General features: G+C 71.6%; 11 protein-coding genes. 6 read left to right on the forward strand and 5 right to left on the reverse strand.

All coding sequences use genetic code 11. The features are described 5' to 3' along the window. The first annotated feature begins 50 nt into the window (after positions 1-50). Complete coding sequence (locus AQJ91_RS25395; protein WP_234382914.1) at positions 51-668, forward strand: Teichoic acid biosynthesis protein C (Precursor); 618 nt, start codon at positions 51-53, stop codon at positions 666-668. On the opposite strand, the gene AQJ91_RS25400 is transcribed toward AQJ91_RS25395, so the two are convergent. Beyond that, positions 647-2,056, reverse strand: a complete 1,410-nt coding sequence (locus tag AQJ91_RS25400; protein WP_067026196.1) for a tetratricopeptide repeat protein — start codon at positions 2,054-2,056, stop codon at positions 647-649. The genes AQJ91_RS25395 and AQJ91_RS25400 overlap by 22 nt on opposite strands. A gap of 93 nt (positions 2,057-2,149) precedes the next feature. Between AQJ91_RS25400 and AQJ91_RS25405 the strand changes: the two genes are divergently transcribed. After that, on the forward strand, positions 2,150-3,565 hold the full coding sequence (locus AQJ91_RS25405; RefSeq protein WP_067026056.1) for an FAD-binding oxidoreductase: 1,416 nt from the start codon (positions 2,150-2,152) through the stop codon (positions 3,563-3,565). A gap of 16 nt (positions 3,566-3,581) precedes the next feature. Here the strand turns inward: AQJ91_RS25405 and AQJ91_RS25410 are convergent, their stop codons facing one another. Beyond that, on the reverse strand, positions 3,582-4,064 hold the full coding sequence (locus tag AQJ91_RS25410; RefSeq protein WP_067026057.1) for an SsgA family sporulation/cell division regulator: 483 nt from the start codon (positions 4,062-4,064) through the stop codon (positions 3,582-3,584). Positions 4,065-4,318: 254 nt separating this feature from the next. On the opposite strand from AQJ91_RS25410, the gene AQJ91_RS25415 reads away from it, so the two are divergent. Both AQJ91_RS25415 and AQJ91_RS25420 read left to right on the forward strand, forming a co-directional pair. Then, complete coding sequence (locus AQJ91_RS25415; protein ID WP_067026059.1) at positions 4,319-5,920, forward strand: RDD family protein; 1,602 nt, start codon at positions 4,319-4,321, stop codon at positions 5,918-5,920. A gap of 89 nt (positions 5,921-6,009) precedes the next feature. Then, positions 6,010-6,657, forward strand: coding sequence for an RDD family protein (locus AQJ91_RS25420; protein ID WP_067026061.1), 648 nt, complete (start codon positions 6,010-6,012; stop codon positions 6,655-6,657). Positions 6,658-6,675: 18 nt separating this feature from the next. Here AQJ91_RS25420 and AQJ91_RS25425 read toward each other — a convergent pair whose 3' ends face one another. Beyond that, on the reverse strand, positions 6,676-6,960 hold the full coding sequence (locus AQJ91_RS25425; protein ID WP_067026198.1) for a hypothetical protein: 285 nt from the start codon (positions 6,958-6,960) through the stop codon (positions 6,676-6,678). Positions 6,961-7,345: 385 nt separating this feature from the next. On the opposite strand from AQJ91_RS25425, the gene AQJ91_RS25430 reads away from it, so the two are divergent. Together AQJ91_RS25430 and AQJ91_RS25435 are read left to right on the forward strand one after the other, a co-directional pair. Continuing rightward, positions 7,346-9,697, forward strand: coding sequence for an immune inhibitor A domain-containing protein (locus tag AQJ91_RS25430; protein WP_199848021.1), 2,352 nt, complete (start codon positions 7,346-7,348; stop codon positions 9,695-9,697). A gap of 122 nt (positions 9,698-9,819) precedes the next feature. Further along, the gene (locus AQJ91_RS25435) at positions 9,820-10,164 is read left to right on the forward strand and encodes a hypothetical protein (protein ID WP_067026064.1); all 345 of its coding nucleotides are present in this window, start codon (positions 9,820-9,822) and stop codon (positions 10,162-10,164) included. Positions 10,165-10,181: 17 nt separating this feature from the next. On the opposite strand, the gene AQJ91_RS25440 is transcribed toward AQJ91_RS25435, so the two are convergent. Further along, complete coding sequence (locus AQJ91_RS25440; protein ID WP_067026066.1) at positions 10,182-10,772, reverse strand: isochorismatase family protein; 591 nt, start codon at positions 10,770-10,772, stop codon at positions 10,182-10,184. A 296-nt stretch (positions 10,773-11,068) separates the two neighbouring features. Continuing rightward, positions 11,069-12,415, reverse strand: a complete 1,347-nt coding sequence (locus AQJ91_RS25445) for a nicotinate phosphoribosyltransferase (RefSeq protein WP_067026068.1) — start codon at positions 12,413-12,415, stop codon at positions 11,069-11,071. Between the last annotated feature and the right edge of the window lie 32 nt (positions 12,416-12,447).

The raw sequence follows: 12,447 nt of genomic DNA on the forward strand, positions 1-12,447 counted from the left end.
CTCGGCCACATGTACCTGCGGGGCTTCGGCCACGGCGTCAGCATGGGCGTGTGCAGCACGGCACCGACGGCAAGGTGTGGATCTGGACCGAGTGCGCCGCGGGCGACAGCGGCTACGGCCGGGGCGTCACCCGGTTCCGCTTCGCCAACGGTGCCACGCGCCAGGTCGACGACGTCAAGGTCCGCTTCCCGATACCGGGTTCGACCGGCAACCAGCCCTCGGTCTGCCAGGCCACGAACCGCATCGCGATCCGCCACCGGGTGAAGAACGTGCCCCGCTACCGGATCTACGACCTCGACAGCTTCGTCGCCGGCGACTACACCAACCCCGTCGCCGACTTCGCGCAGACCGGCGTCCACCCGGACCCGGCGGTCCCGTTCCAGGGGTACGCCCTGCACGGCGACCACCTCTACCAGCTCGCCGGCACCCAGTACGACCCCGTCACCAACCCGCCCGCCGAGCGCGGCAACACCTACGTCTCCTGCCTCGGCATCCGCACCGGCAAGCTGATCCAGCGGCTGCGCACCGAGGCCGGCCACTCGCTGGAATACCGCGAGCCGGAGGGCATGGCCGTGCGCGTGACCCCGAAACCCCGGCTGTGCATGGGCTTCGCGTCCGGCACGCTGGGCGCCCGCAGGTTCTCCGTCTACGACAAGCCGCGCGGCTGAACGGCCGGCGGTTCACCCAGCGCCGCCAGCGCCTCCTTCGCCACCGGCACCCGCACCGGCGAGAAGTACGGGTTGATCCGCAAGGCTTCCTGAAGGTGTCGCCGGGCGGGCCCGGACAGCTTCAGCTCCCGCTCGATCATGCCCAGATGGAAGGCGTACGGCGCACTGCGCACCCCGCCCCCGCGCACCTTGTCCGTCGCGATCCTGGCGTACCGCAGCGCCTCCTCGTGCTCCCCGGCCCGGTGCAGCGCCCACCCCCGCGCGTCCGCCACCGCGATCCCGGGCTGCCGCCGCCACTCGGCCCGCAGCCGCCGCACCGCGGCCTTCGGGTCGCCGTGGTCCGCCTCGAACCGGCCGAGCACCAGCTCCTCGTCCACCCCGCCCGCCGCGGCCTGCCGGACCCGCGTCCGCAGCGAGTCGTACTGCACCCGCGCCGCCTGCGCCAGCCCCAGCGACTCGTACAACTCGCCCAGCTCCAGGGCGTACTCCGGGCACGGCCGCTTGGCGAGCGCCATCCGGTACGCGTCCAGTGCCTCCGTGGTCCGGCCCAGCGCCGCCAGCGTCCGCCCCTGTCCGGCGAGCGCGGCCCGCTGGTCGGGGTCGAGGCGTACCGCCTCCTGGAAGTGGCGCAGGGCGACCTCCAGGTCCCCGCGCTCCCAGGCGAGCTGCCCGGCCCGCTCCGTATACGCCGCCCGCTCGGCCTGAGCCGTCGCGCCGGCCGCCGCGTCGGACAGCGCGGCCGCCGCGTCCTCCCGCCGGCCCAGGTCCCGGTACACACCCGCCGCCCGCGCCAGCACCGCGGGCCCGGACCGCAGCTCCAGCAGCCTGTCCAGGGTCCGCTTCGCCGCCTTGTGATCGCCGAGCCCGGTGTACGCGTCGATCAGCGGCGGATACGCCGTCCACCGCTTCCGGTCCGCCTTCAGCGCCGCCTCGCCCCAGCGCCGCGCCGCCCGGAAGTCCCGGCGCGCGTTCGCCAGCGCCGCCATGCCGTCCAGGGCCGCAGCGTTTCCGCCGGCTCCCTTGTCCCGTGTCTTCAGCGACCTCCGGAGTGCCTTCTCGGCCTTCGGGTAGTACCCCGCATCCGCGGTCCGCCGCCCCTGCTCCACATACGCCGCCCCCAGCACCGCCCACGACTCGGCGTCCCCGGGACGCGCCCGCAGATGGGCCTCCCGCTCACCGATCAGCACCGCCAGATCGGGCAGCGCGACCGGCACCCCGGTGGTGACCGCCGCCAGCACCTGCGCCTCCGGAGCCGGAGCCGGCGCCCGCGTCCCCGTCGACCCCGAGGGCAGCAGCATCAGCACCCCGCCGAGCACGGCACACCCGGCGACGGAGGCGATCAGTGCCCGCCGGGTGCGGCGCGGGCGGCGCTCGTCTTGGTTCTCCATGGCGATCACTGTGCGTCCATACGACGACCACACCCGGGCATGCGGCGATTGGTGTAGACGGGGTTCACACCGATGGCCCCGGGTGCGACCCTAGTGATCATGAGCCGTAGTGAAGCGCCTCCCGTCAAGGACACGGCAGCAACCGGCGACCTCCTGGACCGTCTGCTCGCCGGTCTGCCCGGCGATGCGGTCCTCACCGACCTCGACGTCACGGCCTCCTACGCCAACGACATGGCCAGCTTCTGCCCGGCCGGCGCCCCCGCCGTGGTCGTCCTGCCGCGCACGGTCGAGCAGGTCCAGCATGTCATGCGCACCGCCACCGCACTGCGCGTCCCGGTCGTCCCGCAGGGCGCCCGCACGGGCCTGTCGGGCGCGGCCAACGCCTCCGACGGCTGCGTCGTGCTGTCCCTGACGAAGATGGACCGCATCCTCGAGATCAACCCGGTCGACCGCATCGCCGTCGTCGAACCGGGCGTCATCAACGCCGCCCTCTCCCGCGCGGTCGGCGAACACGGCCTCTGCTACCCGCCGGACCCCTCCAGCTGGGAGATGTGCACGATCGGCGGCAACATCGGCACCGCGTCCGGCGGGCTGTGCTGCGTGAAGTACGGGGTGACCGCCGAGTACGTCCTCGGCCTTGACGTCGTCCTCGCCGACGGGCGTCTGATGTCCACCGGGCGCCGCACCGCAAAGGGGGTCGCCGGGTACGACATGACCCGCCTGTTCGTCGGCTCCGAGGGCTCGCTCGGCATCGTCGTACGGGCGACCCTCGCGCTGAAGCCGCAGCCGCCCCAACAGCTTGTGCTGGCCGCCGAGTTCGCGTCGGGCGCCGCCGCCTGTGACGCCGTGTGCCGGATCATGGAGGGCGGGCACGTGCCGTCCCTCCTCGAACTGATGGACCGTACGACGGTCCGGGCCGTCAACGACCTGGCGCACATGGGACTGCCGGAGTCGACGGAGGCCCTGCTGCTGGCCGCCTTCGACACCCCGGACCCGGCCGCCGACCTCGCCGCCGTCGGCGCGCTGTGCGAGGCCGCCGGCGCCACCCAGGTGGTCCCGGCCGACGACGCCGCCGAGTCCGAACTGCTCCTCCAGGCACGGCGGTTGTCGCTCACCGCGCTGGAGGCGGTCAAGGGCGTGACGATGATCGACGACGTGTGCGTGCCCCGGTCGAAGCTCGGTGAGATGCTCGAGGGGACCGAGCGGATCGCAGAGAAGTACCAGCTCACCATCGGGATCGTCGCGCACGCCGGCGACGGCAACACCCATCCGACCGTCTGCTTCGACGCGGCGGACCCCGACGAGTCCCGGCGCGCCCGCGAGTCCTTCGACGAGATCATGGCCCTCGGCCTGGAACTCGGCGGCACGATCACCGGCGAGCACGGCGTGGGCTTCCTGAAGAAGGAGTGGCTGGCACGCGAGATCGGCCCCGTGGGGATCGAGATGCAGCGGGGCATCAAGCAGGTCTTCGACCCGCTGGGCATCCTCAATCCCGGCAAGTTGTTCTGAGACACCCCTGCCGAGCTCACTCCCCGTCCATGGATTCGTCCGACGGCCACGGGTCCCGCAGCCACAGATCGTCGTGACAGCCCGGCGTCGGGGCGAGCAGCTCGGCGAGGCCGTCGTCGATGCCGAGCTGCTCCGCCTCAGAGCCCGGGGGGACCACCCGCAGCGTCCGCTCCAGCCAGGTCGACACCTGCGCCGCCGGGGCCTCCAGCAGGGCGTCCCCATCGGGCGAGCTCAGCGCTATCAGGACGACGCTGCGGCCCTCGACCTTCGTCGGCCACACCCGTACGTCCCCGTGCCCGCACGGCCGGAACACGCCCTCGACCAGCAGCTCGCGGGCGAACGTCCAGTTCACGGGGTGGTCGGAGTTGATGTGGAAGGTGACGTGGATGGCGTACGGATCTGTGGAGTCGTAGCTGAGCCGGGCCGGGACCGGGATGCTGCGGTCGGGCGACAGGATGAGCTTGAGCTGCAGCTCCCGCTCCACCACGGTGGGGTACATGTCGTGCTTCCTCTCTCGTAACCGGGGCCCACGGCGGGCCCGTACGAGTGGAGAGCGGGGAGGGGGCGGGATCATTACGCGGGTTCGCGGAACTTTTTTCCGGGCCGTGCCCGAGGTGGTCCTCACCCTGTGAAGTACGTGTACGAGGTCGCCCGGAAAGGGGTGGGTAACGCGGGACTGGCGGTGGTGGTTGCGCCGGTCTGATAGATGTGGAGGCCCTCAAATGACCCCCGAGCAGATACGGGACGACGGACATGAGCGCCCCAACCCCGGCCCCCGGTGACGACAGGCCCCGCGATGGGTATTACCCGGACCCGTCCATTCCTGGATATGTCCGGTACTGGAACGGTGCCTCCTGGGTACCGGGCACCAGCCGTCCGGCACCCTCGGACGGCGAGCCGCTTGCCCCGCCGCCGGGCGCGGGCCCGGCGGCGTCGGTCGAAGAGACGGGCCCGCACTTCTTCGACGAGGAACCGGCCGAGGCACCCCCAGCAGCCGACGCCCAGCACGGCAGCCGGCCCGAGCCGGCGTCCGCGTGGGGCGCCGACCAGTCCCGGCAGTCCGGCTTCGGCGGCGACCAGGACCAACGGGTCTCCTGGGGCGCCCCGCAGAGCGACGACCCGCGCGTCCCGGCCGACGGCCGCGCGGCCGCAACGGACGGCACGGCGTCGATCCCGCCCGCCGAGCCGGAGTCCGGTGCCGTCGAGTCCGGCGACACGCGTGTGTTCCGCCGGCTGCCCGGAGCGGCCGGTTCCGGCGCCGCCACTCCGGGCGTTCCGCGCCCCGCCGACCCCTCTCCCGACGAGGGCACCATGACCTTCCGCGCGCTGTCCCCGCGCACGGGGGCGCAGGGTGGAGGCACGGGCGCTTCCGCCGGCCCGGGCGGCGCACAGCCCGGCGTCGGCCGTCCCCAGGCGGGGGCCGGCTCGGCTGCCGGTGGTGCGGGGGCGGGCGGGGCCGACGCAGGCCCGCCGGCCGCCGGATTCGGTGCCTCCGGAGCGGCGGGTGCCCCGCAGGGCCCCGGCTTCGGCGCCGGGAAGGCGGCAGCGGAGCGGGCCGCGGCGGCCCAGCAGCCCTCTCCGGCGGCCCAGGCCCAGGCTCAGGCGGGCCTCGCCCCCCAGCCCTCTGCCGTCGCCCCCACGGCCCGCTCCGGCCCTCAGCAGGCGCCCGCCCCGAACGTCCCCCAGCAGCAGTCCGGCGGACCGCAGCGCGTGCCCTCCGCGGCGCCCATGACCCCGGGTGCCGGCGGCGGTCAGCCCTCCTGGGCCCAGCAGGTGCACCGCCTGGCGGGTCCCGAGGCCGACGACCAGCCCGTCGCGCCCTGGAAGCCGCCGGTCGAGGACGTCTTCCAGGCCGCCGCCCGGCGTCAGGCGTCCGCCCGGCCCGCGAGCCTCGGCAAGCGGCTGGCCGCGCGGCTGCTGGACAGCGTCGTTCTGCTGGGCGTCACCGCGGTGGCCGGCGTACCGCTGGGCACCATGGCGCTCGACCACGTCAACGAGAAGATCGACGCCGCCAAGCTGTCCGGCGAGACGGTCACGGTCTGGCTGCTGGACGGCACGACGTCGGCGTACCTCGGGATCGTCCTGGCCGTCCTGCTGGTGGCCGGTGTCCTCTACGAGGCGCTGCCCACCGCCAAGTGGGGCCGCACCCTGGGCAAGAAGCTGCTCGGCATCGAGGTGCGGGACATCGAGGGACACGAACCGCCGTCGTTCGGGGCGGCCGTGCGGCGCTGGCTCGTCTACAGCGTCCCGGGCCTGCTCGTCGTCGGGGTCGTCGGCATCCTGTGGTGCCTGTTCGACCGCCCGTGGCGCCAGTGCTGGCACGACAAGGCGGCCCATACGTTCGTCGCGGGGTGACCGGATACAGCGCCGGACCGAGGTGATTCCGTACCCCGGACGGCCGCTCGCCGGATGCGGAGCCGGGGGGTTCGCGGTCGACTCGGGCCATGAGCAGCGAACCGCCCCCCGGCTCCGGCCAGCCGCCGGAAGACGACCCGTTCAGGAAGCAGCCCCCTCCTGGCGAGGGCCCGGGCTCGCCGTACGGCAGTCAGCCACCGCCGGACCAGGGGAGCCCGTACGGCGGCCCCTACGGCGGTGATCCGTACGGCGGGGGCGCCGGCGGATCCGCCGCGGACCCGCTGGCCGGGATGCCCCCGCTCGCGGACAGCGGCAAGCGCACGCTCGCCCGTGTCATCGACCTGATCCTCGTGGGCATCGTCGTCTGGCTGCTCACCCTGGGCTTCGGCGTCAACGAGTACGACGTGGACTCCGACGAGGTCGAGTACGGCAAGTCCTTCGCGCAGTCGCTCATCGCCGCCCTGCTCTACATCGGCTACGACACCTTCATGATCGCCAAGTCGGGGCAGACGATCGGCAAGAGGCTGCTCAACATGCGGGTGGCCAACCTCGACAACGGCTCCACGCCGTCCGTGCAGACGGCGCTGCTGCGGTCGGCGGTGCTGTGGATCCCGTTCGCCTTCTGCTGCGCCTGCATCTGGACGGCGATCGCGGGCGGCTGGAGCTTCTTCGACAAGCCCTACAAGCAGGGCCTGCACGACAAGGCGGCCAAGACGGTGGTGGTCAGCACCAACTGACCGGGCCGCCCGGCAGGGTCAGGAAGCGGTGGGCTCGTGCACGGGCTCGGACGCCGTTGCAGCGACCGCGGCGACCGAGGCGGGCACGGGCTCCTCCTCCGCTGTGGGCTTGCGCACCGCCACCACCCGGGGCCTGGGCACCGGCACCGTCATGGCGACGAGCAGCCCGAGGGCGAGCGCCGCGACGGCGATGAACGCGATGCCGACGCCCGAACTCGTCTGTGACAGCAGCAGCATGGCGAGGGTCGACAGGATCACGGTGCACGAACCGTAGGCGAGCTGTGCGGCGGTCGGACGAGGCATGGTCATCGCGTCCTCGGATTCGGGGGTCCACGGGTGTCGGCCTGGCATTCCGCCGACGTCCGGGCGTTCCGCCAATCGACTCTAATCGCCTGCATGCCCGAGTGGAACGAACAGTAAGCGTGACCTAACCAACAGTGCCGGTGCACAGGGGGCGCACGGAGTCATACCGTCCACCAAGTGGACAGAGCCGCGCGCCCGTTCGACTGTTCACAAAGCGAACCTCGACTCCGCATAGTGCACTTGTCCTGTTCAAGTCAAGGTCTGTCTTTTCTTTTGAACCTCTAGTCAAATGTCGTCACTTGACTACACGCGTTGATCAGGCGCGCGCGGACCTTCCACGACCAGGACCTCCTTCCGCGCGCCCGGACGCGGGGGAGGATCTCAAGTGACCAGCAGACCCTGGACGTTCAGAGCGGCCGCGACCACCGTCGCGCTCGCGGCGGCCACCGCCACGATCTCGACGTTCGCCGTGGCCCAGGCCGACCCGGCCGACCAGTCGGCCACCGTGACCCGGCAGGACCCGCAGCCGGAACAGCACGAGGAGGAACACGATCTCGAAGGCCCGCTGAGCAAGACGCGGGAGGCTCAGCGCGAAGAAGCCCTGAACCAGGTCATATCCGGCGACGCCAAGGTGAAGGAGCGCGACGGCTCCCAGGTCGTCGAGCTCAAGAGCAGGAAGGGCGGCAGCAAGTACGTAGAGCTGGGCCGCGAGCAGACCGACAAGATCTTCACGATCCTCGTCGAGTTCGGCGACCAGATCGACAGCAAGTTCGGCGGCACACCCGGCCCGGCCCACAACGAGATAGCCGAGCCCGACCGCGCCGAGGACAACAGCACCGCCTGGCAGGCCGACTACAACCAGGCCCACTTCGAGGACCTGTACTTCGGCGACGGCACCGGCTCGATGAAGACGTACTACGAGAAGCAGTCCTCGGGCCGCTACTCCATCGAGGGCGAGGTCACCGACTGGGTCAAGGTCCCCTACAACGAGGCCCGTTACGGCAACAACGCCTGCGGCCAGAGCACCTGCTCCAGCGTCTGGAACGTCGTCAGCGACGGCGTCTCGGCGTGGGTCTCCCAGCAGAAGGCGGCCGGGAAGACCGACGCCGAGATCAAGACGGCCGTGGCGCAGTTCGACCAGTGGGACCGCGACGACTTCGACGGCGACGGCGACTTCAACGAGGCCGACGGCTACATCGACCACTTCCAGGTCGTGCACGCCGGTGAGGACGAGTCCGCGGGCGGCGGCGCCCAGGGCACGGACGCCATCTGGGCGCACCGCTGGTACGCGTTCGGCACCGACGCGGGTGCCACCGGCCCGGCGGGCAACAAGAAGGGTGGCGCCCAGATCGGCGACACCGGCATCTGGGTCGGCGACTACACCATCCAGCCGGAGAACGGCGGACTCGGCGTCTTCGCCCACGAGTACGGCCACGACCTCGGTCTGCCGGACCACTACGACACCTCCGGCGGCGGCGAGAACTCCACCGGCTTCTGGACCCTGATGTCCTCCGGTTCCTGGCTCGGCACCGGCAAGGGCACCATCGGCGACCTGCCGGGCGACATGACCGCCTGGGACAAGCTGCAGCTGGGCTGGCTCGACTACGACACGGCGAAGGCCGCGACGGCGTCGAAGCACAAGCTGGGCGTCGCCGAGTACAACACCAGGAACAAGCAGGCCCTCGTGGTCGAGCTGCCGAAGAAGACGGTCACCACCGAGATCGTCGAGCCGGCGCAGGGCGCGACCCAGTGGTGGAGCGGCAGCGGCGACAACCTCTCGCAGACGCTGACCCGTTCCGTGGACCTCACGGGCAAGTCGGCCGCCGCGCTCACCCTCGACGGCTGGTATGACATCGAGGCCGAGTACGACTACCTCTACACCGAGGTCTCGACCGACGGCGGCGCCAACTGGACCGCGGTCGACGGCACGGCCGACGGTGCGGCGATCCCGCGCGACGCCAGCGACAAGCCGGCGCTGACCGGTTCCTCCGAGACGTACCGGAAGCTGGCGTACTCGCTCGACGCCTACGCGGGCCAGAAGATCGACCTGCGCTTCCGTTACGCCACCGACGGCGGCGTGGCCCAGACGGGCTTCGCGGCCGACGAGATCACCGTCACCGCGGACGGCGCGGCCCTCTTCTCGGACGACGCCGAGACCGAGGACGCGGCCTGGACGAAGAAGGGCTTCTCCCGCGTCGGCGCGTCCATCACGGACGACTACGCGCAGTACTACATCGCCGAGAACCGCCAGTACGTGTCGTACGACAAGACCCTCAAGGTCGGCCCGTACAACTTCGGCTTCTCGACGACCCGTCCGAGCTGGGTCGAGCACTACGCCTACCAGAACGGCCTGTTGATCTGGAAGTGGGACACCTCCCAGGCGGACAACAACACCAGCAAACACCCCGGTGTCGGCCTGCTCCTGCCGGTCGACTCGCACCCGACCCCGCTGAAGTGGGCGGACGGCACGCTGATGCGCAACCGCATCCAGTCCTACGACTCGCCGTTCAGCCGCTACCGCACGGACGGCATGACGCTGCACAACGGTGACGTCGCGATGACGATCCCGTGGTCGAAGGGCGTGCCGGTCTTCAACGACCACACCAGCACGTACTACGACGCGACGACCCCGCTCGCGGGCGTCAAGATCACTGACACCAACACCAAGATCAAGATCGTCAAGGAGGCCCTGAACGGCTCCACGATCACGGTCCAGGTCGGCCCCGCGGTGAAGTAGGCCGCATTTCCGCAGGTCAGAAGGTGATCGGCGGCGACCCCCTGGCGGGTCGCCGCCGATCCGTGTTTAGGTGCGTCCTGTGCCCGTCTTATTGACACCGACCAGTACGGGGGAGTGACCGCATGGCCGCAGGGGGATTCTGCAGGCTGCCGTCCGGCAGCGTGGTGGTGGCGCTGAACCTGCCCAGACCCACCACCGACGGCACGGACTGCGTCCGTGTCCTGGTCCACGCCCAGAACCGCGCACGCGCCCTGACCAGGCTGCGCAACCTGGGCATGCGGGCCGTCTACCTGCGCGGCAACGCGGCCCCGCCGACCCCGGACGAGATCACGGCGGTGCTGCATCATCCCGACGGCCTGATATGGCGTACGGCTCCTGACAACGGTGTCGTGACGGGCCCGGGACTCGCCCAGGAGCTCTGGCACCCGATCAGGGCGCTGCTGAGACACCCGGCGGCACAGGCCTAGGCCCAGGCCAGTCAGGCTCAGGCCACCACGGGCTTCCCGGACAGCTCCACGCCCGCCTCGCGCATCTCCTCGAGCGACCGCTCGGTGGTCTCGGCGGCGACCCCCGCGGTCAGGTCGAGCAGCACCTGCGTACGGAATCCCGCCCGGGCGGCGTCCAGGGCGGTGGCCCGCACGCAGTGGTCGGTGGCGATGCCCACCACGTCCACCTCGGTGACGTCCCTGGCCCGCAGCCAGTCGGCCAGCGGCACGCCGTTCTCGTCGAGGCCCTCGAACCCGCTGTACGCCGCCGCGTACGCCCCCTTGTCGAAGACGGCGTCGATCGCGCCGGAGGCGACCGCGGGGGCGAAGTTCGGGTGGAAGCCGACGCCCTCGGTCCCGGCCACGCAGTGCGCGGGCCAGGAGTGGACGTAGTCGGGGTTGGAGGCGAAGTGGCCGCCCGGCGCGATGTGGTGATCGCGGGTGGCCACGACATGCTGGTAGCCGGACCCGGCGGCCTGCCCGATCAGCTCGGTCACGGCGGCGGCCACGTCGGCACCCCCGGCCACCGCGAGACTGCCCCCTTCACAGAAGTCGTTCTGCACGTCTACGACGATCAAGGCGCGGCGCATGGTCGGTGTCCTTCGACTGTGAGTGAAGTAATTGAGCCTAGAGACTTCGGCGGCGGTGCGGGAGGGGGCATTGCGCGCGTGCGCCGGGGCGCACGCGCTCTAGTGCCCCGGCAGGCAACGTTCGCCCGTCAAGGAGCGGCGTCCGGTGCGTGCTCTCGGCGTGCCGGGTACAAGCCCTCGTACTGGACGTACTCGGGTTTGTGCCCGGTGCGGCGAGTGGGGGCACCTCCCACGCCCTTGGGCAGTGGGGGAGCGTGCCGGGCGTCGCGACGGGGCGAATGTTGCCTGTTGGGGCACTAGCTACCCGAGCGCCCGTGCACGTACTCCGTCGGAAGGACGGGTTCCCCGCGGGAGAGCTGTGTAGCGGACAGCGGCAGACCGGCGCGGGCGGCCGTGTGCCGGTCCCGTACGGCGTCCAGGGGCTCGCGGGCCACCACGGCGCCGCCCTTGACCAGCTCGACCAGCAGCTGGCGGTCGGCGAGCTCGGCCGGGACCGCCCCGGTGCCGACCACCTCGGCCTCGGCCACCCCCTCCGCGTCCAGCCGCCGCGCGGCCCACTTGCGGCCGCCGACGGAGGTCTTGCCGCCGGTCGACTTCTTCGCTACCGCCACCAGCGGCGCCTTCGGGTCGGCGGACTCGGCGCGGGCGACCAGCTTGTAGACCATCGAGCAGGTCGGGTGCCCGGAGCCGGTCACCAGCTGGGTGCCGACGCCGTACGCGTCGCACGGCGCCGCCGCCAGCGAGGCGATGGCGTACTCGTCCAGGTCCGAGGTCACCACGATCTTGGTGTGCGTGGCGCCCAGCTCGTCCAGCTGCTGCCGCACCCGGTGCGCGACCAGCAGCAGGTCCCCGGAGTCGATCCGCACGGCGCCCAGCTCGGGACCGGCGACCTCCACGGCCGTACGGACCGCCTCGGTGACGTCGTACGTGTCCACCAGCAGCGTGGTGCCCCGGCCCAGTGAGTCGACCTGGGCCCGGAAGGCGTCCCGCTCGTGGTCGTGCAGCAGGGTGAACGCGTGTGCGCTGGTCCCCACGGTCGGGATGCCGTAGCGGAAGCCGGCGGCCAGGTCGGAGGTGGAGGTGAAGCCGCCGACGTAGGCGGCGCGGGAGGCGGCGACGGCCGCGAGCTCGTGGGTGCGGCGGGCGCCCATCTCGATGATCGGTCGGTCACCGGCCGCCGCGGACATCCGGGACGCGGCCGCGGCGATCGCGGAGTCGTGGTTGAGGATGGAGAGGATCACCGTCTCCAGCAGCACGCACTCGGCGAAGCTGCCCTCCACCCGCATGATCGGCGAGCCCGGGAAGTAGACCTCGCCCTCGGGGTACCCCCAGATGTCGCCGCTGAAGCGGTAGGAGGCGAGCCAGTCCAGGGTCTCCTCGTCGACGATGGAGTGCTCGCGCAGGAAGCCGAGGACGCCGGCGTCGAAGCGGAAGTTCTCGACCGCGTCCAGCACCCGCCCGGTGCCCGCCACGACGCCGTAGCGGCGCCCGTCCGGCAGCCGCCGGGTGAAGACCTCGAACACGCTGCGCCGCCCGGCCGTGCCCGCCCTGAGGGAGGCCTGGAGCATCGTGAGCTCGTACTGGTCCGTGAAGAGCGCCGTCGAGGGAACATCCACCGGCAGCCCAAGGTCCGCTGTGTTCATGGCAATGGATGGTACCCCCATTTCGTCAGTCT

It is taken from the genome of Streptomyces dysideae, assembly GCF_001514305.1.
Taxonomy (GTDB): domain Bacteria; phylum Actinomycetota; class Actinomycetes; order Streptomycetales; family Streptomycetaceae; genus Streptomyces; species Streptomyces dysideae.

Coding starts and splice junctions, on each gene's coding strand:
- AQJ91_RS25400 (WP_067026196.1), bottom strand. CDS start 2,056: ATGGAGAACCAAGACGAGCGCCGCCCGCGCCGCACCCGGCGGGCACTG.
- AQJ91_RS25410 (WP_067026057.1), bottom strand. CDS start 4,064: ATGTACCCCACCGTGGTGGAGCGGGAGCTGCAGCTCAAGCTCATCCTG.
- AQJ91_RS25415 (WP_067026059.1), top strand. CDS start 4,319: ATGAGCGCCCCAACCCCGGCCCCCGGTGACGACAGGCCCCGCGATGGG.
- AQJ91_RS25420 (WP_067026061.1), top strand. CDS start 6,010: ATGAGCAGCGAACCGCCCCCCGGCTCCGGCCAGCCGCCGGAAGACGAC.
- AQJ91_RS25425 (WP_067026198.1), bottom strand. CDS start 6,960: ATGCCTCGTCCGACCGCCGCACAGCTCGCCTACGGTTCGTGCACCGTG.
- AQJ91_RS25435 (WP_067026064.1), top strand. CDS start 9,820: ATGGCCGCAGGGGGATTCTGCAGGCTGCCGTCCGGCAGCGTGGTGGTG.
- AQJ91_RS25440 (WP_067026066.1), bottom strand. CDS start 10,772: ATGCGCCGCGCCTTGATCGTCGTAGACGTGCAGAACGACTTCTGTGAA.
- AQJ91_RS25445 (WP_067026068.1), bottom strand. CDS start 12,415: ATGAACACAGCGGACCTTGGGCTGCCGGTGGATGTTCCCTCGACGGCG.